General features: G+C 42.0%; 27 protein-coding genes and 2 pseudogenes. 22 read left to right on the top strand and 7 right to left on the bottom strand.

Annotation, left to right across the window (positions count from 1 at the left end):
* Positions 1–57: 57 nt before the first annotated feature.
* The 7 genes from dpsA (at position 58) to nblB (ending at position 8,979) form a co-directional block, all read left to right on the top strand.
* Positions 58–612 (top strand): DNA starvation/stress protection protein DpsA, encoded by a 555-nt coding sequence (dpsA, locus tag LC653_RS00480; RefSeq protein WP_100898647.1) that lies wholly within the window; start codon positions 58–60, stop codon positions 610–612.
* A 583-nt stretch (positions 613–1,195) separates the two neighbouring features.
* Positions 1,196–4,531: a carbamoyl-phosphate synthase large subunit gene (gene carB, locus LC653_RS00475; RefSeq protein WP_229492098.1), complete on the top strand. Its 3,336-nt coding sequence runs from the start codon at positions 1,196–1,198 to the stop codon at positions 4,529–4,531.
* A gap of 570 nt (positions 4,532–5,101) precedes the next feature.
* Entirely contained in the window at positions 5,102–6,058 is a 957-nt protein-coding gene (locus LC653_RS00470) for an RNA polymerase sigma factor, RpoD/SigA family (protein WP_109009939.1), read from the top strand.
* 235 nt (positions 6,059–6,293) lie between these two features.
* Positions 6,294–6,638, top strand: a complete 345-nt coding sequence (locus LC653_RS00465; RefSeq protein WP_229492097.1) for a DUF760 domain-containing protein — start codon at positions 6,294–6,296, stop codon at positions 6,636–6,638.
* Between the two features lie 510 nt (positions 6,639–7,148).
* Entirely contained in the window at positions 7,149–7,571 is a 423-nt protein-coding gene (mutT, locus tag LC653_RS00460) for an 8-oxo-dGTP diphosphatase MutT (protein ID WP_229492096.1), read from the top strand.
* Between the two features lie 184 nt (positions 7,572–7,755).
* Positions 7,756–8,220, top strand: coding sequence for a CBS domain-containing protein (locus LC653_RS00455; RefSeq protein ID WP_229492095.1), 465 nt, complete (start codon positions 7,756–7,758; stop codon positions 8,218–8,220).
* 93 nt (positions 8,221–8,313) lie between these two features.
* Entirely contained in the window at positions 8,314–8,979 is a 666-nt protein-coding gene (gene nblB, locus LC653_RS00450; RefSeq protein ID WP_229492094.1) for a phycobilisome degradation protein NblB, read from the top strand.
* Between the two features lie 159 nt (positions 8,980–9,138).
* Here nblB and LC653_RS00445 read toward each other — a convergent pair whose 3' ends face one another.
* Together LC653_RS00445 and LC653_RS00440 are read right to left on the bottom strand one after the other, a co-directional pair.
* Positions 9,139–9,798, bottom strand: coding sequence for a PEP-CTERM sorting domain-containing protein (locus LC653_RS00445; RefSeq protein ID WP_229492093.1), 660 nt, complete (start codon positions 9,796–9,798; stop codon positions 9,139–9,141).
* 747 nt (positions 9,799–10,545) lie between these two features.
* Entirely contained in the window at positions 10,546–11,064 is a 519-nt protein-coding gene (locus LC653_RS00440; protein WP_229492092.1) for a DUF456 domain-containing protein, read from the bottom strand.
* A gap of 375 nt (positions 11,065–11,439) precedes the next feature.
* Here LC653_RS00440 and LC653_RS00435 point away from each other — a divergent pair, with 375 nt between their 5' ends.
* On the top strand, positions 11,440–12,354 hold the full coding sequence (locus tag LC653_RS00435) for a M48 family metallopeptidase (RefSeq protein ID WP_229492091.1): 915 nt from the start codon (positions 11,440–11,442) through the stop codon (positions 12,352–12,354).
* A gap of 100 nt (positions 12,355–12,454) precedes the next feature.
* Here the strand turns inward: LC653_RS00435 and LC653_RS00430 are convergent, their stop codons facing one another.
* Positions 12,455–13,087: a cofactor assembly of complex C subunit B gene (locus LC653_RS00430; RefSeq protein ID WP_229492090.1), complete on the bottom strand. Its 633-nt coding sequence runs from the start codon at positions 13,085–13,087 to the stop codon at positions 12,455–12,457.
* A 202-nt stretch (positions 13,088–13,289) separates the two neighbouring features.
* Positions 13,290–14,018 (bottom strand): response regulator transcription factor RpaB, encoded by a 729-nt coding sequence (gene rpaB, locus LC653_RS00425; protein WP_100898636.1) that lies wholly within the window; start codon positions 14,016–14,018, stop codon positions 13,290–13,292.
* A gap of 170 nt (positions 14,019–14,188) precedes the next feature.
* Between rpaB and radA the strand changes: the two genes are divergently transcribed.
* The 3 genes and pseudogenes from radA to LC653_RS00410 all read left to right on the top strand — a co-directional run bounded on the left by radA (position 14,189) and on the right by LC653_RS00410 (position 17,146).
* A complete protein-coding gene (gene radA / locus LC653_RS00420) occupies positions 14,189–15,715 on the top strand; it encodes a DNA repair protein RadA (protein ID WP_229492089.1) in 1,527 nt (508 codons plus the stop codon).
* Positions 15,716–15,852: 137 nt separating this feature from the next.
* Positions 15,853–16,598, top strand: a pseudogene (locus tag LC653_RS00415) (Uma2 family endonuclease).
* Positions 16,599–16,870: 272 nt separating this feature from the next.
* Positions 16,871–17,146 carry a hypothetical protein gene (locus LC653_RS00410; RefSeq protein WP_229492088.1) on the top strand — a complete coding sequence of 92 codons (276 nt, stop codon included), beginning with the start codon at positions 16,871–16,873 and terminating at the stop codon, positions 17,144–17,146.
* Positions 17,147–17,179: 33 nt separating this feature from the next.
* Here LC653_RS00410 and LC653_RS00405 read toward each other — a convergent pair whose 3' ends face one another.
* Positions 17,180–17,506 carry a hypothetical protein gene (locus LC653_RS00405; RefSeq protein WP_308188980.1) on the bottom strand — a complete coding sequence of 109 codons (327 nt, stop codon included), beginning with the start codon at positions 17,504–17,506 and terminating at the stop codon, positions 17,180–17,182.
* 52 nt (positions 17,507–17,558) lie between these two features.
* Between LC653_RS00405 and LC653_RS00400 the strand changes: the two genes are divergently transcribed.
* The 9 genes and pseudogenes from LC653_RS00400 to LC653_RS00365 all read left to right on the top strand — a co-directional run bounded on the left by LC653_RS00400 (position 17,559) and on the right by LC653_RS00365 (position 21,016).
* Positions 17,559–17,834, top strand: coding sequence for a BrnT family toxin (locus LC653_RS00400; RefSeq protein ID WP_099102209.1), 276 nt, complete (start codon positions 17,559–17,561; stop codon positions 17,832–17,834).
* Positions 17,818–18,063, top strand: coding sequence for a hypothetical protein (locus tag LC653_RS00395; protein WP_229492087.1), 246 nt, complete (start codon positions 17,818–17,820; stop codon positions 18,061–18,063). Before LC653_RS00400 ends, LC653_RS00395 begins: the two co-directional genes overlap by 17 nt.
* 359 nt (positions 18,064–18,422) lie before the next feature.
* Positions 18,423–19,148, top strand: a pseudogene (locus tag LC653_RS00390) (serine/threonine protein kinase); the annotation flags it as partial.
* 172 nt (positions 19,149–19,320) lie between these two features.
* Positions 19,321–19,572: a DUF4258 domain-containing protein gene (locus LC653_RS00385; protein ID WP_229492086.1), complete on the top strand. Its 252-nt coding sequence runs from the start codon at positions 19,321–19,323 to the stop codon at positions 19,570–19,572.
* Between the two features lie 13 nt (positions 19,573–19,585).
* Positions 19,586–19,825, top strand: coding sequence for a DUF2283 domain-containing protein (locus LC653_RS00380; protein WP_229492085.1), 240 nt, complete (start codon positions 19,586–19,588; stop codon positions 19,823–19,825).
* Positions 19,826–19,879: 54 nt separating this feature from the next.
* Positions 19,880–19,969 (top strand): RelB antitoxin-like protein, encoded by a 90-nt coding sequence (locus LC653_RS47830; RefSeq protein WP_443689648.1) that lies wholly within the window; start codon positions 19,880–19,882, stop codon positions 19,967–19,969.
* Entirely contained in the window at positions 19,956–20,123 is a 168-nt protein-coding gene (locus LC653_RS00375; RefSeq protein WP_229492330.1) for a hypothetical protein, read from the top strand. The genes LC653_RS47830 and LC653_RS00375 overlap by 14 nt, the downstream gene beginning before the upstream one ends.
* 265 nt (positions 20,124–20,388) lie before the next feature.
* Positions 20,389–20,772, top strand: a complete 384-nt coding sequence (locus LC653_RS00370; RefSeq protein WP_308188997.1) for an HNH endonuclease — start codon at positions 20,389–20,391, stop codon at positions 20,770–20,772.
* A gap of 106 nt (positions 20,773–20,878) precedes the next feature.
* Positions 20,879–21,016, top strand: coding sequence for a hypothetical protein (locus tag LC653_RS00365; RefSeq protein ID WP_229492084.1), 138 nt, complete (start codon positions 20,879–20,881; stop codon positions 21,014–21,016).
* 341 nt (positions 21,017–21,357) lie between these two features.
* Here the strand turns inward: LC653_RS00365 and LC653_RS00360 are convergent, their stop codons facing one another.
* Entirely contained in the window at positions 21,358–21,825 is a 468-nt protein-coding gene (locus tag LC653_RS00360; RefSeq protein ID WP_229492083.1) for a hypothetical protein, read from the bottom strand.
* 440 nt (positions 21,826–22,265) lie between these two features.
* Here LC653_RS00360 and LC653_RS00355 point away from each other — a divergent pair, with 440 nt between their 5' ends.
* Both LC653_RS00355 and LC653_RS00350 read left to right on the top strand, forming a co-directional pair.
* A complete protein-coding gene (locus tag LC653_RS00355; RefSeq protein WP_229492082.1) occupies positions 22,266–23,120 on the top strand; it encodes a Uma2 family endonuclease in 855 nt (284 codons plus the stop codon).
* A 609-nt stretch (positions 23,121–23,729) separates the two neighbouring features.
* A complete protein-coding gene (locus tag LC653_RS00350; RefSeq protein WP_229492081.1) occupies positions 23,730–24,980 on the top strand; it encodes a serine/threonine-protein kinase in 1,251 nt (416 codons plus the stop codon).
* Positions 24,981–25,072: 92 nt separating this feature from the next.
* Here the strand turns inward: LC653_RS00350 and LC653_RS00345 are convergent, their stop codons facing one another.
* Complete coding sequence (locus LC653_RS00345; RefSeq protein ID WP_229492080.1) at positions 25,073–25,981, bottom strand: c-type heme family protein; 909 nt, start codon at positions 25,979–25,981, stop codon at positions 25,073–25,075.
* Between the last annotated feature and the right edge of the window lie 62 nt (positions 25,982–26,043).

The raw sequence follows: 26,043 nt of genomic DNA, 5'->3' as shown, positions 1-26,043 counted from the left end.
TTAATATGTAAGCAATAAGCAGTTAAAATCTATAACTGTGAAAAAGAGAGGAACACAATGTCTGAAACGCAAACTTTGTTACGGAATTTTGGTAATGTATATGACAACCCTGTGTTGTTGGATCACAGCGTAACTGCTCCAGTGACAGAAGGATTCAACGTTGTATTAGCTAGTTTCCAGGCACTATACTTGCAGTACCAAAAGCATCATTTTGTAGTTGAAGGCTCAGAATTTTACTCTCTGCATGAGTTTTTTAACGAAAGCTACAACCAAGTACAAGACCACGTTCATGAAATTGGAGAACGTTTGGATGGACTGGGTGGCGTGCCAGTAGCGACCTTCAGCAAGTTAGCAGAATTAACCTGTTTTGAACAAGAATCTGAAGGTGTATATTCCTCTCGCCAAATGGTGGAAAATGACCTAGCTGCCGAACAAGCAATCATTGGCGTGATTCGTCGTCAAGCTGCTCAAGCAGAGAGTTTAGGCGATCGGGGTACACGCTATCTGTACGAAAAGATTTTGTTGAAAACTGAGGAACGTGCATATCATTTGTCTCACTTCCTCGCTAAAGACAGCTTAACTTTAGGGTTTGTCCAAGCTGCTCAAAGCTAAAACTCTCATAATCTAGATTTGTCTACCTAGACTGAAAGAAAAAGTTAGCAGCACTAACTCTTAAAATATTATAAAAAATGGCAGAGGATGGTATTCGTATCTCTCTGCCATTTTTAATCTAAGTAAACATATTTTCATAATATTTAACGTTGCAAATATTTAGCAATTAGATAGTTAATAAATATTTTTAGCTAAGAAATTTATTTATATTTAATAATTAGATAGGTATATGCCAGAATAAATAACCATCTGTTGCCAAATCTCACCAACTTAAATAATAAAGATTCGCAAAAACTTTAAAAATTTTAGCATCGTAATTAAATAAAATTAGAAATACAAAATAATCATTGGGCATGGGGCATTGAAAAGAGGGACAGGGGCAGGGAGCTGCTCTTGCTGAGGGGAAAGAGGTAATTTTTATTCTCCCCCCTGCCTCCCCTACTCCCCACAGACGCGATTAATCGCGTCTCTACCCGCCCCCTTTGTCATCAAACTTAGAAAACTTAATAATAAAAAGCACGAGAGGGGATAAAGACCCTTAAAATAATCAGGATTTGTATTCTCGTATTTCAAGGCAACGACTATGCCCCGCCGTGATGACCTCCGGAAGATTCTACTGTTAGGCTCTGGCCCAATTGTGATTGGACAAGCCTGTGAGTTTGACTACTCTGGCACTCAAGCCTGCAAAGCGCTGCGAGAAGAAGGCTATGAAGTGGTTTTGGTCAACTCCAACCCTGCAACAATTATGACCGACCCGGAAACGGCCGATCGCACTTACATTGAGCCGTTGACACCGGAATTGGTCGAAAAAGTCATTGAGAAAGAACGCCCTGATGCTCTCCTGCCAACGATGGGAGGACAAACCGCCCTCAACATCGCCGTTGCTTTAGCCAAAAATGGGGTGTTGGAAAAGTACGGCGTTGAGTTAATCGGCGCTAAACTACCAGCCATTGAGAAAGCCGAAGATCGAAAACTTTTTGGTGAGGCAATGGCAAGGATCGGAGTAGCTGTATGTCCCAGTGGCACAGCCGAATCTTTAGAAGAAGCCAAAGCTGTCGCCCGCAAAATTGGTACTTATCCCCTAATTATTCGTCCAGCTTTCACAATGGGTGGAAGTGGCGGCGGTATTGCTTACAACCAAGAAGAATTTGAAGAAATGGCACAGGTAGGTATAGATGCCAGCCCCGTTTCGCAAATTCTCATTGACCAGTCTTTACTCGGCTGGAAAGAATATGAACTCGAAGTGATGCGTGACTTGGCAGATAACGTGGTGATTATCTGCTCCATCGAAAACCTTGACCCTATGGGCATCCACACCGGGGACTCCATTACCGTCGCTCCCGCGCAAACCCTCACTGATAAAGAATATCAAAGGCTGCGGGATATGGCAATTAAAATCATCCGCGAGATAGGGGTGGAAACTGGCGGTTCTAATATCCAGTTTGCTGTTAATCCGGTTAATGGGGATGTGGTTGTAATTGAGATGAACCCCCGCGTTTCCCGCAGTTCGGCTTTATCTTCCAAAGCCACGGGTTTTCCCATCGCCAAAATGGCAGCAAAATTGGCTGTGGGCTACACCTTGGATGAAATTAAAAATGACATCACCAAGAAAACTCCCGCTTCCTTTGAGCCGACAATTGACTATGTGGTAACAAAAATTCCTCGCTTCGCCTTTGAAAAGTTCCCCGGTTCAGACCCAGTGCTGACAACCCAAATGAAATCAGTCGGGGAAGCAATGGCAATTGGGCGCACATTCAACGAATCCTTCCAAAAGGCGCTGCGATCGCTCGAAACCGGACGCGCTGGTTGGGGTTGCGACAAAGCCGAAAAATTACCCAGTGGTGAACAAATCCGCGCCCAACTGCGAACACCTAACCCCGATCGCATTTTTTCCGTGCGCCATGCCTTACAACTAGGAATTAGTGCTGAGGAAATCTACGAACTGACTGGTATTGACCCTTGGTTCCTAGATAAATTTCAGCAACTGCTAGATGTCGAGAAATTCCTCAAGCGGACACCTTTACAGCAATTGACAAAAGAGCAACTTTATGAAGTGAAGCGGGACGGATATAGCGATCGCCAGATTGCTTATGCCACTAAAACCACCGAAGATGAAGTTCGCGCTTACCGCAAGTCACTAGGGATTATCCCAGTTTATAAAACCGTAGATACCTGCGCTGCTGAGTTTGAAGCGTTTACCCCCTACTACTATTCTACCTACGAAGAAGAAACAGAGGTAATGCCCGCAACCAAGCCAAAAGTATTGATTTTGGGTGGTGGCCCCAACCGCATTGGGCAGGGAATTGAGTTTGATTATTGTTGTTGTCACGCTGCATACGCTTTGAAAAAAGCGGGGTATGAGACGATTATGGTCAACTCTAACCCAGAGACAGTTTCGACAGACTACGATACCAGCGATCGCCTTTACTTTGAGCCGTTAACAAAAGAAGATGTTATTAACATCATTGAAACTGAAAATCCAGTCGGGGTAATAATCCAGTTTGGCGGACAAACACCACTGAAATTAGCATTACCTTTGCAAGAGTTTTTGAATCGCAAGAGTCAGGAGTCAGAAGTAGCGGATGATTCCTCCCCAATTTGTACAGACGCGATTAATCGCGTCTCTACCCACTCCCCACTCCTCACTAAAATTTGGGGTACATCGCCAGATTCCATCGACATGGCAGAAAACCGGGAGCGGTTTGAAAAGATTCTTCAACAGTTGAATATTGCCCAACCGCCTAATGGTATTGCTCGGAGTTACGAAGATGCGCTGATTGTCGCCAAACGCATTGGCTATCCGGTGGTGGTGCGTCCCAGCTATGTGTTAGGGGGACGGGCGATGGAAATCGTCTATTCTGATGCTGAGTTGGAACGCTACATGACCTTTGCAGTACTAGTGGAACCAGAACATCCGATTTTGATTGATAAGTTTTTGGAAAATGCGATCGAAGTCGATGTAGATGCGATCGCCGATCATACCGGACGCGTGGTGATTGGTGGCATCATGGAACACATTGAGCAAGCAGGGATTCACTCAGGAGATTCCGCTTGTTCATTACCTTCCATTTCCCTGTCACCAGCAGTTCTCAATCAAATTCGCACTTGGACAGTGCAGCTAGCGCAAGCGCTGTCAGTCGTGGGGTTGATGAATATTCAATTTGCCGTTGTCGGTGCAAGCAGTTATTCTCCCCAAGTTTACATTTTGGAAGCCAACCCCCGCGCTTCGCGTACAGTTCCATTTGTTTCTAAAGCGACGGGGGTACAGTTAGCGAAATTAGCATCCTTAATTATGTCGGGTAAAACCTTAGAGGAGCTACATTTCACCGAGGAAGTCATTCCGAAACATATTGCTGTAAAAGAAGCAGTATTACCCTTTAATAAATTCCCAGGAACTGATACAATATTGGGCCCAGAAATGAGATCCACTGGTGAGGTGATGGGGATTGACAGCGACTTTGGCCGTGCCTTTGCCAAAGCGGAAATGGGTGCTGGGGAGCGTTTACCACTAAGTGGAACTGTATTTGTATCAATGAGCGATCGCGATAAAGCGTCTGCCGGTGGTGTGGTGAAAGAGTTTATCGATTTGGGCTTTACAGTGATGGCTACCCTTGGTACACGGCGAGTTCTTCTCGAACAAGGTTTAAATATTGAATTAGTACTTAAACTCCATGAAGGCCGTCCCCACGTCCTAGATGCAATCAAAAACCAGAAAATCCAACTTATTATCAACACACCTTCAGGGGAAGAAGCCCATACTGATGCTAGGTTAATCCGTCGCACAGCCTTAGCTTACAAAATTCCCATCATTACTACCATCGCTGGCGCGAAAGCTACCGTCGCCGCCATTCGTTCCTTACAGAATACGACTTTGGACGTAAAAACCATTCAAGAGTATTGCCCGATTGCGAGGGAGTAGGTATTGGGTAGAGACGCGATTAATCGCGTCTGTGCAAAGTGGGGAGGTAGGGGGAGAAGAACTATTAATTGTTGTCCAATTCCCCAGTCCCCATTCCCCACTCCCAGCAAAAATTAAGTAATTGTTATAAGAGAATGACTATAGTTCTCATTAGAGATACTTTAACAAATATGAGGAAAATTATTTGAACCTGAGAATTTCTTAAATTTACTTCTAGTCAGCCTGGAGAGAAAGGGCGACGTTGCATCAACTGGAACAACCAGGAAATTTAATGTCGCCATATAGCCAAAATATTCTCATAAATGTTACAATTGTTAATATGGCTCCAATAGAAAAATGTTTAAAAAGCGATCTTTTATCTAACTGTAGATACTTGTGCAAAGTAGGAAATAGCTGTAACTTTTAGCAGTTAAGAAGCCTAAATTTGATTATTATGAGCAGCCGAGTTTCTCGGATGCGTAAGTTGCAAACCATAACATAGGTTCCCAGTCTGACTGGGTAGCACCCTAAAAAAGCATCTATCCCTTAATGACCCTACCGCCAAACCCATCATTACCAAAGAGTAGCGCCATGAAGACCGCTCAGACAGCCACAGACCTCGTGCGGACTTACCTGCGTGAGATTGGCCGTGTGCCACTCTTAACACACGAGGAAGAGATTTTCTATGGTAAACAGGTGCAACGTTCCTGCACTTTGCACGAATCAAGAGAATCTCTTGCCACCCAGTTAGGTCGTCAACCGACTTTAGAAGAGTGGGCCAAAGCGACAAAGCTAGAACCAGCAGAGTTGAACGAAGCGATCGCTGATGGTGAGATTGCCAAGCGTAAGATGGTAGAAGCCAATTTGCGGCTGGTAGTCTCCGTTGCCAAAAAGTACATAAAGCGCAACGTTGATTTACTGGACTTGATCCAAGAAGGTAGTATTGGTATGCAACGGGGCGTAGAAAAGTTTGACCCTACCAAAGGGTATAGATTTTCTACCTATGCCTATTGGTGGATTCGGCAAGCTATTACTCGTGCTATAGCCGAAAAAGCCCGCACCATTCGGCTGCCTATCCATATCACTGAAAAATTAAATAAGATTAAAAAGGCACAGCGCCAATTGTCTCAAAAGTTGGGACGCGCTCCGACAGCTGGTGAGCTAGCTGAAGAATTAGAATTGACCCCCAAACAAGTGCGAGAGTATCTAGAAAAGGCACGTTTGCCCCTTTCCTTGGATTTGCGGCTGGGTGATAATTACGACACCGAACTTGGAGAAATGCTGGAAGATCCAGGAGCATCTCCAGAAGAGTTTGTCATGCAATCTTCCCTATCTTATGACTTAGATCGCCTGATGGGTGACCTCACGCCACAACAGAAGGAAGTGATCACGTTGCGCTTTGGCTTAACTGATGGGCAAGCCCTGACGCTGGCTAGAATTGGTGAAATCCTGAACATCAGCCGAGAACGAGTCCGGCAAATTGAGCGGGAAGCTTTAACCAAACTTCGCAAATCTAAAGCCAACATGGGTGAATATTTGGCAAGTTAGTCATTAGTCATTAATCATCAGTCCTTTGTTATGAGTTATTTACAAAGGACGAATGACCAATGGGTGAGAAAATACGCTGACTTTGGTACGGTTACGCCTACTTCCACTCTGAAGCTAGCTTGTTACATTAGTTGACAGGAAGACGAAATAGCTAGCTAAGTCTAATCCAAAACAGACATTTAATATTCAAATCACAAGCACCGCAGCTAGCAGTGGTAGTTAAGGAGCTAAAATAATGAATAACCCATCCAATCGTGTCTCAGAATTTTTCAATAGCGAATCAGAAACTAGCGATTTACTATGGCAGTATGTTAAATCCTTGAGTCCGGAAACAGTTACCCAACTATCTAAACCCACGTCTGCCGAAGTTTTTCAGGTAATGGAACGGAATATTACAGGACTATTGGGTAATCTACCTTCAGAAAACTTTGGCGTTACTGTAACTACCAGTCGAGAAAGTCTAGGTCGGCTTCTTGCTTCTGCTATGATTAGTGGTTATTTCTTGCGTAACGCTGAACAGAGAATGGATTTTGAAATCGCCCTACAAGGATCTGAAACCAATAGCAGCGAAATTGACTAGAAATGTAATGGTAAATTCAATATTGTTGTTGGGTTTATAGCTAGTCACAGTCATGGCGATACAAATTTAAAATAAGCCTCTGCGAAATCTTTGCCCCTAATTCCCAATCATACATCAGTTAAATATTTTTAAAATATCCAAAACAGTGACAAATTAAGATTGAAATTTAAACGCATAGGCGCTTTGCCGAACCGCCTACTAGGAGTGCAGAGGTTTGGAATGTGGTTCTCTATGAACTTATTTAGTTTGGTAATCAGTTCAACTAGAGGCGTATCTCTAAATGATTAATACACACGCGTGGGTAAACTAACGGCGATAAATCTTATTCGCAATAAATTCAAACTCGGCAGAGTTCACACTAATCTGCCGAGTTTTATTATGAGTCAAGAGGGGACTTTGAATCAAGGGGTCGAATCCTATAAGTGAATTGCTCCTCCTGGCTCCTGGCTCACCTCGACTGCGCTCGGCGACCACCTGCCTCCTTCAACTCTGCCCATCTCCCCATAAACTATGAGTAAAACCAACTCTCTCCCACCCCATAAAATCATTGGTGTTGCAGTAATTTGGAACAACCAAGAGCAAATTTTAATTGATCGCCGTCGTCCAGAAGGAGCAATGGGTGGTTTGTGGGAATTTCCTGGTGGTAAAATTGAGCCTGGTGAAACTATCAGCGAGTGTATTCAACGAGAAATTTCCGAAGAACTGGGAATAGTAATTGAAGTAGGAGAGCATCTGATTACTATTGACCATACCTATACAGACTTGCGCGTTACCCTCACAGTACATCACTGCCGCCATGTTACAGGTGTTCCCCAACCTTTGGAATCCGATGAAATTCGCTGGGTAACGTTGGAAGAACTGGAGGAGTTTACTTTTCCTAAAGCAAATATTCAAATTATTGCTGCTTTAAAAGGGATGGGGAGTAGGGAGTAGGGAGTAGGGGAAACAGGGAAGGATGAAGAAAAAATCAATTCAAAATTCAAAATTAAAGAACTTCTACCTTCTGCCTCCTCTTTTCAATGCCCAATACCGTAACAATCTATTAATTGCATCAGCTTGAGTCCCGCAATTTTCTACAATAAGCGGAGGGACTTTGATTAAAGGTGTCAATAAATAAATGCCTAAAACCGTTGCCGATGTGATGAGCCGCGATCCAATTGTCGTCCGCGTGGAAACTCAACTGAATGAAGCTATCCAAATTCTCGCAGAACGGCACATCAGCGGACTACCTGTTGTGGATGATGTCGGTAAATTGGTGGGTATTATATCAGAAACCGATTTGATGTGGCAAGAAACTGGTGTTACTCCACCTGCGTACATCATGTTTCTTGATAGCGTTATCTATTTAAAAAATCCTGCTACTTATGAACGTGACTTGCACAAGGCTTTAGGGCAAACCGTTGGGGAGGTAATGAGTAAAAACCCGATCGCTATTTCCCCTGATAAAACTTTAAGGGAAGCCGCTACAATCATGCACGATCGCAGCGTTCACCGATTGCCAGTACTTGACGACACGGATCAAGTAATTGGTATCCTCACTCGTGGTGATATTATTCGGGCAATGGCAGCAAGTCAAGATTAGTCATTTGTCATTTGTCATTTGTCATTTGTCCAGAGTTTTTTGACTGTTGACTAATGACTGTTTTTTACACCTATGAAAATCAAGGATAACTAAATGAGTATTACTCCGGAGTCTGTTAAGGAATTGCTCAGTTCTGAGAATTTAGGCGATCGCTTACGCGCAGTAAATCAAATCCGCCAACTGGAACCTGCGATCGGCTTTGAATTAATTCAAAGTGCTATTGGCGATAGCAATTCCCGTGTGCGTTACTCGGCAGTGAGTCAAATGGATACACTCGGAACACAAGATTTACAGTTATCCTTAGATATCTTGCGCGATCGCTTGCTTCATGACTCCGAAGTAGATGTACAAGCAGCAGCAGCAGACTGTTTGGGCGCTTTGAAGTTACGTGAAGCTTTTGAAGACTTGCAGCACCTTTACCATACAACCGATGAATGGTTAATACAATTCAGTATTATCGCCACATTAGGAGAGTTAGGCGATCCACGAGCCTTTGAACTACTCAAAGAGGCGCTTTCATCAGAAAACGAATTAGTCCAAACTGCTGCTATTAGTTCTTTGGGTGACTTGGGAGATTTACAAGCAGTTCCTTTGTTGGCTCCCTATGCTACCAATCCAGATTGGCAAATTCGTTACAGAGTTGTACAAGCCTTGGATCGTTTGGGTAGTGCAGAAGCCAAATCTATATTAGAAACTCTGGCTGATGATGAAGTAGATGCGATCGCCAATGAAGCGAAACAATCTTTGCAGTCAGTTTAAGTCTATCTCAGATTAAAAAATTCACCAATAAATAGATTTGTGTGACAAAAGAAAAAATTCGACTTGGTTGGAAAAATTTTGCATTCCAACCAAATCGAATTGATAAATTAGAGTTACTTTTAGTTGCTAAAAGTAACTTTTTTATATTCAGAATTAGGTCTATTGAACGAAACTTTTGCGGCGGCGAGACATAGCCATTACTGCACCTACTGCACCCAAGCCTAATAATACGGCTGGTTCGGGAACTGTACTTACCGCAAGACCTTCAAAGGTTGCATTAAACGTTTTACCACTATTGTAAGTTCCTTCTGCATCAGTATCTTGAGTAACAAAAGTGATGTATCCTTCTGCATTCGTTTTGTTACCAGATCCATCATCAAAGAATCCAAGGTAATTCACTCTTACATTTGTTCCTGCATTCTGTATAGAGAATGTCGGTGTATCGAAAGATGTCAAACTAAATGTATTTGCTCCATCTGTGAGAGTACCAGGGGTTGCAAATACACCTAAGTCAAGAAAAAGAGAACCAGCTGCCAAAGGGTTAGTAGTAACGTTAAATATGCTAGCTGCGTTGAATGCTGTAAAATCTCCACTTCGTAATCCTAATGAGGCTAAAGCAGGGCTAGAATCAAATTGTAAGGATGTTTTTGACACTGTAACCGTAGTTTCAGGAAACCCAGCACCACCGTAATTAAAACCACCTTTGAGTGCAGCAGCTTGTGCAGAACCAGCAGAGGTAAACATCCCAGCAGTAGCTAAGGGGATGGCAGCAGTAACGGCTAGAGTTACATTTAGTAATCTAGATTTAAAATTAATCATTATCGTTTTAGGCTCCTAGTAATAACCTTAAATCAGAGCAATTGCTTTACTTTTAATCTCAGTAATTTATGAAAAATACTGTCAGTGAAAGCAAAATTTGCGTGATGTATTTCTGATCTCCATAAAATCACATAGACTTAGAGCCTGCAATATTTACTGAGTGGTCTTCATCACATCTTTAAGGCATTACTATGCTTCATGAAATTTTAATTTCTTATATATGTGCGCTTCGTAGATTTCAGCCTCCGTAAGGTTTAGATTGTTAGCAATACCTCTGACTTTAAGAAAGGCTGTTTACATAGTATCAACAAAATAGTAATTTTATATACCTATAATTACTCAACCATATATATACAGGACTTACGCAAAATACCTCTCAAACTCTTATTTCTCCGTGTCGCGCCAGTTGCTTCTCCCAAGGGGAGACGCTGCGCGAACAAGTCTCTTAACCGCAAGGGCGCACTGGCTTCTCTGTATCTCTGTGGTTCGATTTTCCGTTACCTGTGCGTAAGTCCTAATATACTTATAATTACTCAAGCATATTTTAAATAAATGGAGTATACAGTCTATCTATAATCTCTTTAGTTACAAATATTTAGTGAAACGGTTCCTCTCGTAGAATAAATGGGAGGAACCACTGTATTTGTTTACTATGGATAGTCTTTGTTATCAAATTGAATGTTTGTAATAAGTAGCTAACTGCTAGCTATTTATTACTCTTATCAAATGTGTCAGACCTTTGAAATGCTAAGAGCCAAATACTTGTGGCCAAGTTGTCACAACGAAAACTACAACGGCTGCGATCGCTAACAACCCTTGAATCAAATTTCCAACCAAAGAGCCGACTACAATTCCTATACCCGCCTTAACCGCTAACCCGAATTCACGTCGGTAAAGATACTCACCGATAATTGCTCCCAAAAGCGGGCCTAGTAAAATTCCTAATAGTGGGCCACCAAAAGGCAACGTTGGCAATAATCCCAAAAATCCCACCACCAAACCGACAATTGCGCCAATTTGCCCCCACTTGCTAGCTCCAGCTTGTTTTGCTCCCACATAACTAGCTAAAAAATCCACTCCAACACTGAGCAGCAAAACTATAACTGTCACAATTAGGGGAATCTTGATAGCTGCAAAGGAACTACTAACGATTCCCCAGACGATAATTGCAATTAAAATTAAGCTGCTACCAGGAATGGCAGGAACTACAGCACCAATGATACCCACAAGCATTACAGCAAGTAATAGCCAATAAATAATTTGCATAGATAGAATTGTAATTTTCTAAATTTCCCAGTAGTAGGGGCGCACAGCAAGCTGTACGCCCCTACTGCATATTGTATCTGGGTAAGATGGTGATAAATACTTAAGACTTTCAACCTGAACTAAATATGATTTACTGGTTCAATCTGGTAAAATCTCCCTCTAGATCGCTCTTGGCTCGTCTTGGTAATTGTCGGTTGTGGGGACTAATTAATTTGCTCTCCAGATGCGATCTATATTTAGGACTTACGCAAAAGTAGACGCGCTCTGGGGCAATTCATGAATCCCAAACCCTTAACCACAGGCGTAATGAAGGTACAAGCCGTTCGTACTGAGTAACTAAACTTCCCAAACACTCCAAGATAAAGCTCAAAACCCATGACGAGAAAAATTTTAACTGGACTGAGTTCAGCAGCCTACGAACACCCTTTTGATCGCAAAGCCTTGGCTTCTTTGCAAAATATGCCCGGTGTCTCGCTGCTACTCAAAAAAATTAATGAATACGGCATCGATCGCTTACTCAGACTACAAAGCCTTGGTAGTGAAATCAGAATTTCATCCCGTAATTTTCCCCAATTGCATGAAGCATTTGTAGAAACCTGCCAAATTCTTGATGTTGCTCCACTTCCTGAACTGTATCTGTTTCGAGGTACAGGTCATATTCAAACCTACATTGTTGGCGTAGAAAAACCCCTTATCGGTATAAATTTAGATGCAATGGAGTGGCTTGGCGCAGATGAGTTGCTTTACGTTTTCGGACACGAAGTCGCTCGCATCAAGAGTCAGCACATGGTTTATCACCAAATGGCAATTGTTATGCCAAGTTTGAAAAATTTGTTGAACAGTACCACACTGGGGGTTGGTGGCTTGGTAGCTAGCGGAATGGAACTGGGTTTGTATAATTGGCGAATGATGGCTAGGTTCACTGCCGATCGGGCTGCAATGCTTGCTTGTCAGGATATCGACGTAGCAACTACTACACTGATGAAACTCGCAGGTTTGCCAGATGAGTATTTGACTACTGCTGTAATTGAAGATTTCGTTGTCCAAGCCCGTGAGTTTGCATCCAATAACTTTGACACTGTTGATAAGGTCACCAAAATATTAAGCTATACAGAACTTGGGCTTTCGTGGGTAGTTATGCGGGCTGGCGAGTTATTGAAATGGGTTGATTCAGGAGAATATGAAAATATAATTCAACTGAAAAATTTAAAGACACCGGAAGAAGCAGCAGAAAAAGAAGTAAATACACCCGAAGAAAAAGAAGGGTGGAATTTTTTGACTTCTTGGTGACTTAATAATTCGTAATTCGTAATTCGTAATTCGTAATTAACTATATAGCGTTTCCTAATATAGTGAGGTTTTGATGTGTACTTCATGCATCTGGGAACCACTATAAAGTCGAGCTAAGAGTAACGGCTAATTTATCAGCAATTCCGGCAATCCAGTTTTCATCTTGTTTGGTGTAACTGCGAGGAGCATTCGCGCCCAAAATTAGAGCGCCTTGGTTACCAATAGGTTGACAAATTACACCTTGAGTATTTTCTGGTAAATAATCAAATTCAAATCTACCTGGATATACTTTTAGCGCAACTAGATAAATCGGCTTTTGTTTTTCGAGTACCTGTTTTAAGATTACTCCTAGTACAACTTCAGATTTAGTACCTAGAATCCCGCGACGCAACAAAACTTTACCTTGATAATAAACCACCAGCGATCGCGTTACTGTATTAGTCAACAATAAATGAGATGCCCAGGCTAGCTCTGTTTTCACGGCTTCAGGTAAATCTGCTGCTAGTACAAAACCAACTTCACCAATTAGTTCTACAGTATCAGGCGATCGCGGCTGAACTTGCTGCCAAATTAAACCCGTCAAAATTAACACCGCACTCAAAATCACGCCCACCACATCACCACGCGATTGAGACTGGGTTAATTCCGGTGTTAATAAACGGTTAATCAGCAAAAGTACAGCGCCTAGCCCACCCACGACAATGGGTAGACGCTGCAAAACTTTATTAGTCATTAGTCATTAGTCATTAGTCATTAGTCATTAGTCATTGGGAATAGGGAATAGGGAATAGGGAATAGGGAATAGGGAATAGGGCATTGATTATTTGCCTAGTCTCCCTCATCTCCCTCATCCTCCCCTGCTTCCCCTGCCTCCTGCCCCCTGCCCCCTGCCTCCTGCCCCCTGCCCCCTGCCCCCTGCCCCCTGCCTCATCTCCTCACTCCTCCCCTGGTTCAATAATTCGCTGGAAAAGATAACCAGTACCTCGTGCTGTAAGAATCAATTCTGGGTTGCTAGGATCATCTTCTAACTTTGCCCGTAAACGGGATATATGGACATCCACTACGCGGGTATCAACATGGCGCTCTGGTGTGTAACCCCAAACTTCCTGCAGAATTTCTGAACGAGAAAAAGCTTCTCCAGAGCGACTGACTAACAACTCTAGTAAGCTGAACTCCATACCCGTCAATCGAATCCGCTCATCGCCTTTGTAGACTTGTCGCTTATTGGTATCGATTTTAATGTTAGCGACATGGATTACCCCAGAACTGGGAATGCCAGAAGCACCGTTTTTGTCTACTCGCCGCAACACTGAGCGAATTCTAGCTTCTAGCTCTTTGGGGGAAAATGGTTTAACTACGTAGTCATCAGCACCCAATTCTAGACCGGTGATGCGATCGGCCACATCCCCCAAGGCTGTTAGCATAATAATGGGGACATCTGATTCTTTTCGTAATTCTTGACATACACCATAGCCGTCTAGCTTTGGCATCATTACATCCAAAACTACCAGGTCAGGATCAGTTTTGCGAAAAATATCTAATGCTTCTTCCCCGTCGCCAGCCGTCACTACATCGTAGCCAATCATTGAAAGGCGCGTTTCCAAAATCCGGCGAATGCTGGCTTCGTCATCTACCACCAAGATTTTTTCTTTATGGCTTTCCAAGTTTCTCAACGCTCCTTCACTAAAAATTTACATGATTAATTTTTAATACCATAATATTAAGATATCATTCCATCAATTGATTTGGAAAAAGCTCTAAATACTACTATTATTGGTTTTTAGTTTTTTTCAAGAATTAAGTAAATATTAAGATTATTTAATAAGATTTAAGAATGCCAAAGCCAAAAACCTTTTTTGTGTGTAATGAATGTGGAGCAGAATCGCCCCAATGGTTTGGTAAATGTCCAGCTTGTGGCACTTACAACTCTCTAGAAGAACAAATTTCTATTCAATCCTCAGTAGATGTACCCAGCCGGGGGGGAGTGAGTGGTTGGCAATCAACTCAAACTAATGGCAAATCTCACGCTAAACCAGCTAAAGCGCGAGCCTCTTTAACATTTAACCAAATTACCGATCGCCAAATTGCCCGATGGGAGTCTGGTTATGGAGAATTGGATCGAGTGCTTGGGGGCGGGGTTGTCCCTGGCTCTATGGTGCTGATTGGCGGCGATCCGGGTATTGGGAAATCGACTTTATTGTTGCAAGTATCTAATCAATTAGCACAGAAATATCGCATTCTTTACGTAACTGGTGAAGAATCGGGACAGCAGGTAAAATTACGCGCTTCTCGTTTGGGAGTATCAAAAAGCCTAAATGTGGTTAATGATGAGAATACCACTGTGGTGCTAGATGCGACACTTCCAATAGACCCTGACAGTATAGGTGCAGATTTATATGTACTGCCAGAAACAGATTTAGAAGAAATTTTACGGGAAATAGACTCTCTCAAGCCAAACGTGGCGGTGATTGATAGTATCCAAACGGTGTTTTTTCCAGCGCTGACTTCTGCACCAGGTTCAGTAGCTCAGGTACGGGAATGTACAGCAGCATTGATGAAGGTGGCGAAGCACGAAGATGTCACTATGCTGATTGTGGGACACGTTACCAAAGAAGGAGCGATCGCAGGGCCGAAAGTTTTAGAACATTTAGTAGATACGGTGTTGTATTTTGAAGGCGATCGCTTTGCCTCTCATCGGCTATTACGGACAGTGAAAAACCGCTTCGGTGCAACTCACGAAATCGGCATCTTTGAAATGGTGACAGATGGACTGCGGGAAGTTGCCAACCCCTCAGAGCTATTTTTAGGCAACCGTGACGATCCGGCCCCCGGTACTGCCATTGTCGTTGCTTGCGAAGGGACTCGCCCGATAGTTGTAGAATTGCAAGCTTTGGTGAGTCCCACCAGCTATCCCTCACCCCGTCGTGCTGGTACTGGCGTAGATTACAACCGCTTGGTGCAAATTCTTGCCGTCTTAGAAAAACGGGTGGGAATTCCCATGTCGAAATTGGATTCCTACGTTGCTTCTGCGGGTGGGTTGAATGTGGAAGAACCTGCGGTAGATTTGGGAATTGCGATCGCAATTGTAGCGAGTTTCCGCGATCGCATAGTCGATCCCGGTACAGTATTAATCGGTGAAGTTGGGTTAGGCGGACAAGTGCGATCGGTTTCCCAAATGGAACTGCGGTTGAAAGAAGCTGCTAAGTTGGGATTTAAACGAGCGATCGTGCCAAAAGGGACAAAATTTCCCGACTTAAATATTGAGATATTACCAGTATCTAAAGTAATAGATGCGATTATCGCCGCCATCCCCCATCAGGAATTGACAGCAGACGATTTAGAACCCGATGAAGAAGAGTAACTGCTGGGTACTGGGAAATTGTTCCAAATTTTCGCAGGGTTCAAAGCAAATTCCATAATTTTTACGAGTAAAAACTCAGTCCCTAATCCCCAATCCCCAGTCCCCGGTCACTTTTACACACCAAAGGACAATCCACCATGACAGCCTTCACCCAAGACTACCAAATCACTTGGGAAAAACTACCCGATGATTATAAACTGCCAGATGACCCAGTAGACAACATCAACCAACCAGCCTTAGCTGCTGCACTTACAGAAAGCCTACAATTAGCCGGAAAAATTTTAGCTAACACCCTAACAACAACTAATTACGGCATTTGTGCCACCCTAAACAACAAAATGGTCATTAAAGCCCCTGATTGGGTTTTTATTGCCAAAATTAATGTTAGTAGAGAAGAAGTAACACGCAGTTACACCCCTCAACTACAAGGTGAAATTCCCGTAATTGTGATGGAATTTATTTCCGATACACAGGAGACAGAATATTCTATCAAAGCGACATATCCCCCAGGAAAATGGTTTTTCTACGAGCGCATCTTAAAAGTGCCAAACTACATTATCTTTGAGCCAGATAGCGGCAGTTTCGAGATGTATCGCTTGCAGTACACAGAACAGTACTGCAAGAGCCTGATGAAAATCAACGCTACTGGATAGTGGAAATGAATCTTTACCTTGGGGTGTGGCAAGGTACTCGTGAAAATCGCGCAGGAAAGTGGTTACGGTAGTGGGATGAACAAGGAAACCTTTTGCCTTGGGGTACAGAATTAGCCGAACAGGAACGCCAACGTACCGAACAGGAACACCAACGCGCCGAACAAGAACGCCAACGCGCCGAACGACTAGCGGCACAATTGCGGGCTGTGGGAATTGAACCTGAAGATTAAATTTCTTGTAAATAATTTAGGATTGCTAGGTTTAGTTAAAAATTTGCTAAATCTAGCATTTTTTTATAGCAATGAAATTTTAAATAACTCGAATTTGGCCTAATTTATTGACATTAAAATTTGGGAATTATTGATAAAAATTTTTGATTTTATAGTTGACAAGTATAATTTTATACATTAATATACAAACATGATAAAGGCGATCGCCCAATCCCGCAAAGATGAATGCGATCGCCCTTATCTGGCCCCCTTATCAGGAGTTAACTATCATCATGGCACAACCAGAAGATTCCGCCCAGTCAAAGTTAGAACAGTTCTTGAGTGAAAATTTAGATACACCCAGCGTCAATCAACCAACTCAAAAGCCATTTCCTCAAAGAAAACCAGTTAAGCATGTACTGATTGGTTCACCCAAAGCCGTTACCAGTACAATCCACTACTTGCAAGTAATTGGGTACGCCAGCGTCGGGGAATGGAGTCCACTGATACTCACAGGCAATTCAGATGAGGTAATGAGTATTTTAATCCGGCAAATTCTGATGCAATAACCTATATGTAGAGACGTTGCAATGCAACGTCTCTTAGTTTTTATCTATTTTCTGTTCCCAACTCTCAGTTTCTTGGGATTTTTGTGCCTCATTAGCAATCATCCCATTCATGTAAGTAACAATTACGATTAATTCCCCGATCGCTTCCAATTCCGCCGTTTCTTCTGGCGTGAGAGAGTCTGCATTTTTTCCATCTACAAGTTCTTGCATCCGAGCGTGTAATTCATCTGTAAATTTAAATAAATTCAGATGATTGACCTTTTCGATGAGAACACCATTCTCTAGCCAGAATGAGGGTTTAACAACTGCGATCGCCATAAGTTTATTACGATTGAATACACTGCTTATTGTAGGCTGCATCGGCATTGCATAAAGTTTAGCTTGGGAAAAGAAGTCGTTGCAAATTAGGAACATGGTATTTGATTGGGACGAAGAAAAAGCCAGAAGCAACCTTGCCAAACATAATGTTTCTTTTGATGAAGCTACTTCTGTATTTGACGATCCGCTCTTTTTAACCTTTGCCGATCCAGAACACTCCCTTCAAGAGCAACGTTTCATTATTATGGGAGAATCAGCCAAAGGGCGATTACTAGTTGTCGCTTATACTGACCGTGCAGGCACCACGCGCTTAATTAGTGCCCGTCCAGCTACCCGTAAGGAACGCAAAGCTTATGAGTCAGACCTTTGAAATGGATGATGACTTACGTCCTGAATACGACTTTACTCAACTCCCAGTTATAGCGCGGGGTCAAGGGCGCAAACGATCCACCCTAACTGTCCAGTTAGATCCCGATGTAGCAGCAATTTTTCCAGATTCTGGGGCAGTTAATGAAGGGCTGCGCCTATTGATAAGATTGATTCAACAAACATCATCCCAAACAGGTGTACAGTCTGTAGCTGTATCAAAAGAGGCATAGATATTAGCCTCAACTGCGTAAAAACCTCGCATAACCCCAATGCATCCGACCGCCGAAAGGTTATCTGCGGCGGATGATTGGGAACGTTAAAGTAAATTTAGGTTTGACATACCCCAGATGAATTATTCTCGCTTTTGCTAATCACGCTCCCCTATCATATTGTCGAGCAAAAGCGATGTCTACGACGGGCTATTCGGCGTCGCCCCATTTAGTCTAAAAATGCGATCGCCATAGGTTGATTACGATTGAATACACTGCTTATTGTAGGCTGCATCAAAATTGCCTCAAATATCCTTTGCCAAAAACTGAGATTTATGATGTGCAAAAATAAAATATCAGTAAAACTACGGTTTTGACCAATGGCGTGGAATCCAGGGCAGGAGTTATTTGGCGATCGCTACATAATCGAGAGAAAATTGGGTGAAGGTGGCATAGGCATAACCTATCTCGCCAGGAACCAAAGCGATGAGTTGCGTGTAATCAAAACTCTTCTGGACAAGTTTTTTAATGACCCTAAATGGATACCGCACTGCAACAAGTTACGGCAAGACTTCCGGGATGAGGCTTTGCGACTGGCTTTGTGTCACCATCCTCATATTGTGCAGATAGAAAATGTCTTTGATGAAGGTAATTTTCCCTGCATGGCAATGGAGTACATCGAAGGTGAAGATTTGGGGAAGCGAATCACCAACAACAAAGGGGTGTTACCAGAAGCCGAAGCACTGCAATATATTAGGCAAATTGGCGATGCTTTGATATTGGTTCATGAGAAAGGCTTGCTGCATCGGGATTTGAAGCCGAGTAATATTATGATGCGTGCGTGTAAACCAGAAGCAGTCTTAATTGACTTTGGTATTGCCAGACAATTTATTCCTGGTGGAGTCCAGCAGCATACTCAGAATCTCACTCCCGGTTATGCCCCACCAGAGCAGTATGTCCCCGATACTGAATGAGGGGAATATATAGATGTTTACGCCTTAGCTGCAACGTTGTATGCTTTGCTGACTGGACAGTTGCCAATGCCAGCACCAGCTAGATTACAAAATTTTACGCTGCGATCGCCAAAAGAGCTTAATTCCAGCATCAGAAATATTAAAATTTGGCGACACAGCTAGTCTGGCAATAACAGCGTTAAATAGTATTAATACTTGACAAGGTATTTCGCTATTAACATAAACTGCCTAGAAATTTATTTTCGGTTTAATAACGCAAGTCGATTAAAATGTAGAATTTGTAGGAGTTAAGATTAAAGCATATATGAACGTCAGGTTGCATCCCCATGCACAAGCACGATTAAATGAACGTGGGGCAACAGAAGCAGAAGTTATTGCCACAGTCGAACATGGTGTTACTTTTCCTGCTCAATTTGGTAGAACTGGATTTAGATGTAACTTTCCCTCCAATGCTGAATGGAATGGAAAGTTTTATACTACTAAAAAAGTTGAAGTAATAGCTGTTCAAGAAGAAGAATATTGGTTAGTTATTACAGTTATCGTCAAATACTTTTAAAGGGAGAATTTCAATGAAACTTACTTACGATCCAAGATCCAACATAGCTTATATCTATCTCCAAGAAAAAACTGCACAAGTAGAAACAATTCAAGTCAGTGACGAAATGAATGTAGATATTGCTCCTGATGGCACAATTTATGGAATTGAATTGCTCAATGCTAACCACCAATTAGGTGCTGATGAACAGGGTAAGTTAATCGTAGTCAATGAAGCGTTAGGAGAATCGACCGAAATTAAACTATTACTATAGTGTGAATAAATCAAAATAGTAAGTGGAACTCGCAATCAATCAGATGTCATAAAAATGCCAGAAATTACTAAAAATTACGTCATGAATGAAAATCAGCAACCTATTGCTGTACAAATTTCTATAGCTGACTTTGAACAAATTTAATGATGAACTGCAAGCACGGATGGAAGAACTGTTAGAACGAAAAAAAGCTGATTTACTAACTCCAGAAGAAATTATCGCACTTGAAGAAATTGGAGAACTAGATAGAATTTTCACCCATATCAATGCCATGCTGGTAGCTCAACACAATGATTGATGATGCTACTAAAGAAATTAGACTTCTTGCAAAAATCCTTGAATCACCCCTCCCCAACCCTCCCCGATGTATTGGGGAGGGAGCAAGATTTCAAGTTTCCCCCCTTTATAAGGCAATACAGTTCAGTTAGCGCCAAAAACCATAAACTGCGTAGGTTGGGTGGAGGAACGAAACCCAACCTACGACGCGGGTTTGTTGGGTAACACTTAAGTTCCACCCAACCTACGATTATCCTTAACCCAAGCGTATTGCTTTATAAGGGGGGATTAAGGGGGGTCTATTCCACTTATGCAAGAGGTCTATTGTTCGGAAACGCGCCAATTATCTGTGTGAGTATTGCCATTCTCCAGAACGCATTTCCACAACAAGATTTACAGTAGACCATTTGATACCAAAATCTATTGGTGGTTCTGATGAACTTAATAATTTAGCCTTGGCTTGTCGTCGTTGTAATGAACGTCGCTACAACTTTGTTGCGGGATATGACTTAGAGACTAAAGCAGTAGTACCTCTATTTAATCCTCGTCAACAAATTTGGTCAGAGCATTTTCTGTGGTCAGCAAATGGTAGGACAATTATCGGAGTTACCCCCATTGGTAGAGTAACCTGCAAGCGACTCGATCTTAGAGGTTGTTTGAAAAGTGGTTAGCTGTGATTTTAAGTACTCGTTGATCCCCCCTAGCCCCCCTTAAAAAGGGGGGAATTAGAATCAAAGTCCCCCTTGAAAAGGGGGATTTAGGGGGATCTAAAACTTTTTGCTACTAACAAAAGGACTTTTCAAACAGCCTCTTAACGACGAACGCTATCCAGAAGATGACTCCATTCAGAGTGCGCGGGGTTTTTGGGTTAAAGCTAGCTTACATCCTCCTCATGAAGATCCCCGACTTACTTAGTCGCTACGATTCTCCTTATCTAAACCGTATTGCTCTTTAATCTACAACTGTTTAGTTCTAAACACAAACTTTTTAACTTCAAACGAAAACATTCTCACTTCAAACCGGAAATTTCTCGTTTTCAACCAGAACATTCTCACTTGAAGCCGGAAAGTTCTCGTTTAAAACCAAAACATTCTCACTTCAAACGAAAATATTCTCATTTGAAACAAGAACGTTCTCGCTGACAACAGCAAAATTTAAGCTCTGAACTGGGAGTTTTTCACTTGAAACTGAAATACCCAAGCTCAGAGCTATAAATTTTAGGTTTTTAGGTAGAAGCGTTGAGTTAATTTCTCGACTTATGAACTTTGTGGTTGCACTTTTTTAGCTTTCCGGGCAAATCTGCGTCCTAAATCATCAACCATTGACTCTAAACCAGAGCCTTTACCACTGGCTTTAGCATAGTTATATATCATCAAACCCGCCGCATAAGCTTCGCTACCAACAGCCACAGAAGTATCATCCACCAGTTCTTGCAGTTGCGTCAACGACAGCAAAATGGGATACAGGGCTTCAAATAATTCGATATCTTGGCGCATATCATTCAAGTCAAAAGAACGAGGTAAAAAGTCAGGGTTTTGTGTGCCGATTTCCAATGCCTTACTCACAAACGCCCGACTCTTATCCCCCAGCTTGGGTAAAGCTTTACGCTCCTCGGTTGTCAAATCAATCAAGAACGGTAACTTTTCACGGATAGTAGTAATAGCTTGCATCACGGCTTCCCTGTCTGCGGAGGAAAGTTTTGCACTGGCTTTATTATCTGCCATTTTTCATACGCCCTTAATGGTACTAAATTTCAGTATTCCCCAAGTAATTTAGAAAGTAATAGTTATTTATAAGCAATTAAGAAAATTTTTTATACCTTTAAATAAGTGATATCTCGCTAATTACCAACCTTGAGCAAGTTTCACGATTAGAGTCCAGTGGCATTTGACCCAAGGAAGCCGAACATTTAGAGATAATAGTAGCAGAGGTAATCTCAAAATTTGGCGTTAGCAGAGCGGTGCGCTAGCACTTCGCAGCTAGTTGTGGAATAACATTATTACTTCTATAGGAATCTTATTTGATTGCGTGAAAAAACTCAGTACACATCTATTCGCTTCTGTTACCTATTCCCTATTCCCTTTTGGAAGCTGTGAATTTAGCATAATCAGTACGGTAGAGCCATAAAAGTAATAGCCGAAAAATATCAAACCCAATTTTTATTATGACTTCTTCTCCCCATTACATCCCTCAATCTGATCCGCCGCTTCCTCCTTGGGAAACGCTACCAACGATGTATGATTTACCAAGTGACAACCCAGAGGAACCAGGCTTGCCAGACGATTTCCACTTTTTACAACCCTTACTCTTATACTTAACTTTTCAGCCGATTAACTGGAATTCAGAATTAGTTTACAGTGCTGCTGATCTTAATCTCTACTATGATTTACAGCATCCTTTGTGGTATAAACGTCCAGATTGGTTTGGTGTGGTAGGTGTAGGAAAGTTATACAAAGGGCAGGACTTACGGTTAAGTTATGTAACTTGGCAAGAGCCAGCAAATCCCTTTGTGGTTGTTGAGTTATTATCTCCAGGTACGGAAGACGAAGATTTAGGTACAAGAAGAGAAAGTGCAGCAGATAAACCTCCTAGCAAATGGGAAGTTTATGAACGAATTTTGCGGATTCCCTACTATGTTGTTTTTAGTCGCTACACTAATGAACTTCGGGCTTTTCACTTAGTTGGCGGTCACTATGAACCGATGAACTTGACTAATGGATACCTACTAATGCCAGAGATAGATTTAAGTTTAGGCTTATGGCAAGGTTCATTTCGAGATATTGAAAAGTTATGGTTAAGGTGGTTCACTTTGGCGGGAGAATTAATTCCTGCACCCACAGAGGAAGCTGCTGCTGCAACTGAACGAGCTATTATTGCAGAACAAGAAGCTACAGAAGCGAAACAAGAAGCTACAGAAGCTAGACAAGAAGCTGCTCAAGCCAAACGAAAAGCAGAACAATTAGCAGAACGTTTGCGTCAGTTAGGCGTGAATCCTGATGAACTAGATGAATTATTGTAGTTTCAGGAGTCTTTTCTAATACGCAGCAGAATTTTCTGATTTTGAGGAATCACCTGTACTGAAAACTTTGATAGCCGATGCCGAAGCAGCTATCTTTTAACAATATTAGCTCTCAGAAAGATTAATTTTTGAGAGCGATGTCTACGACGAGCTGCGCTAACGCATATTCATCACTTGAAATACATATAATAATTTCTTCGGCAAGTCTATAGCAAACCTCAGTTTTTCTGAGAAACTATGATATCACGCTATATCCTTAACTTAGTGTACGAAAGCTCAGTGCCAATAGAGTTACTAGGGGTAAGATGTGGTGAGGGTGCGAATCTAAAAAGCGATGTCCAGAGCAGTCGCAGAGATTACCGCAGACACTGATTATGTTCCGGCTGCTAAAATACGTAAGTATGAGTAGTATGATCGAACTACTCAGGTAAAAATTGTCTATTTGGTCACACAAGACCGTAGAAAGATTGTAGAAGAGTGTATTTCCTTGTCTTGACACTGATGCTAATCTCAATTTTAGGGATGTTATAAGCCAATATCAGCTAGAGTTTCTGACTTTCAGCAAATGAGAAAATCTATCAATCATAAAATCGCAAGGAGTGCGATGAGATGTCACAGTCCCCTATGACAAGACCAGAAATAGCTGCTGGAACTCTAATCGATAACCGCTATATTATCCAAAAACTTCTAGGACAGGGAGGATTGGGGCGAACTTACTTGGCATTTGACACTCGTCGGTTTAATGAAGCTTGTGTTCTCAAGGAGTTTGCGCCCATTGGCACAGGGGAGAGTGGGCTGGAACAATATCGCAACTTATTTAAAAGAGAGGCAAAAATTCTTCATCAATTGCAACATCCTCAAATTCCCAAGTTTTTAGCTTGCTTTGAAGGAGATGGTCGGTTATTCCTAGTACAAGAGTATGTTGACGGTAAAACATATTCTAGGCTGCTGGGAGAACTTCAACGTCAAGGAAGAAACTTTTCCCAAGAAGAAGTTATAGAGTGGCTAAAAAATCTGCTACCTGTTTTGGAATATGTTCACCAGCACAACATTATCCATAGAGATATTTCGCCTGATAACATCATGTTACCTGATGGCAAGGATCTGCCAGTGCTGATTGATTTCGGTGTAGGCAAGCAAATTGCTGACATGAATGAAGGGAGAAGTTCTAACAGCCAGGTGACCTTTGTTGGCAAAATGTCCCTTGTCGGCAAAGTGGGGTATGCTCCCCGCGAACAGATTAGCTTGGGTTTATGTTCCCCCTCTAGTGACCTCTATGCTTTGGGGGTAACAGCTATTGTACTACTTACAGGTAGAGATCCATCCTTACTAATGGATCAATATTCCTTAGAATGGAACTGGCGTTATTATACCTATGTTACTGATGGGTTCGCTCAACTACTCGATCAAATGTTGGCAGATAGACCTAACAAGCGATACCAAACAGCTAGGGAAGTTCTTATAGATTTAGAGCGGATTGGAGAACCAGAAGTGGTAATGTCTCCTGCAATCATGCTTGATGATTTGCCCCCCACCGTATTTAATCCTGAATTTCAGGCTATGTCGGCAATATCGCCGTCATACAACCAACCTGGAGAAACAATTTTTAGTTCACCTACTTCACCGGCTATTCCGCAAAATGGGCGAATTAAAGAACAGCAACCTTCGCTCCAACGAGCATTTCTCAAACATTGTCAGCAAGAGTTAGCTTACCACATCGGGCCAATGGCAAATCTAGTTATGGAAGAAATATTAGATGAAAATCCTTACATTTCACCTGACCAATTTGTTGAACTCATAGCCAGGGAAATTCCTGACTTTCAAGCAGCTTTTGAATTCAAAAAAAGCTTATTCTCGTAAAGAGCAAATAAGCGCAGCCAGTTTTGTGGTTGAGTCTAAATCTACGTTGCACAACTGAATTACGAATTACGAATTACGAATTACGAATTATTTTAGTCCCCAATACCTCCCTGAGTGCGTTTGATTCTTTTCATTGCCATTTCTAAACTTAACTGCATCCGTTTAAAGGCTTTAGCTAAATTACCGATTTCATCATTAGACATCTGCTCGAATTCAACATCCATATGTCCAGTACTAACTTCTTCGGCGATGCGAGTCATGCGTTTGAGAGGCATAACAACTTGTCGATTCAAGAAATAGTTTACTAACAGGATAGTAGCTATAAAAATAGTTGATACAATTAGAATAATTAGTAAGGAAGACTGATGGGCTTTGTTGATGACGTTATTTGCTGGTACTGTAATAATCTGAGCGCCGACAATTTCATTCAGCTTCCACCCAAATCCATTAGATGTACCATAAAGATTAATCATACTTGGAGGTGCAGCTTCGGGTACACTATGACAGACCAAACAGCTTTGTTCAGAAATTGGTAGCGGACGAGCAATGTAAAAGATATCGCCACCAGGAATTGAGCGAAATCCACTCAATTCTTTAAGGTCTGATTTATTTCTGAACTTATCTACAATTTCCGTCTCAAAAGCGTCAGCCTTATCCCGAAGATTTGTAGGATTGAGAGTTGCTTCTTTATAAAAGAAGTCACGGTAGTCTGGTGTTTTACGTAAAATATCAAATACCTCCCGTGCTGAGTATGCAGGTACACTTTGCGGCAAAAACTCAGTTTCCAATTTATCAGCTAACTCTGGATTAACTTGAGTATTGGTGTATTTACGAACAGAACTCATGGTTTGCATGAGCATAAGACCTGTTGAGCTAATATCTTGTTTAGCATTCTCTCTAAGCAGAGAAGAAAGAGCAAATCCACTCAAGGTCAAACCGAATGTCAGAATTACCAGTAGTAAAATTGTAAACTTTTGTTTCAGGTTCAGATTCTTTAGCATAATTTCACATTACCTACAAGTCAAATTATTATGACCAAATATCGCTAAAGCCATCGTTTGCT

Origin of the sequence: Nostoc mirabile CHAB5784, assembly GCF_020829645.1 — a bacterium.
Lineage (GTDB): Bacteria > Cyanobacteriota > Cyanobacteriia > Cyanobacteriales > Nostocaceae > Nostoc > Nostoc mirabile.
Note: the sequence above shows the minus strand (reverse complement) of the source record. Positions and strands in the feature narration are given on the sequence as shown.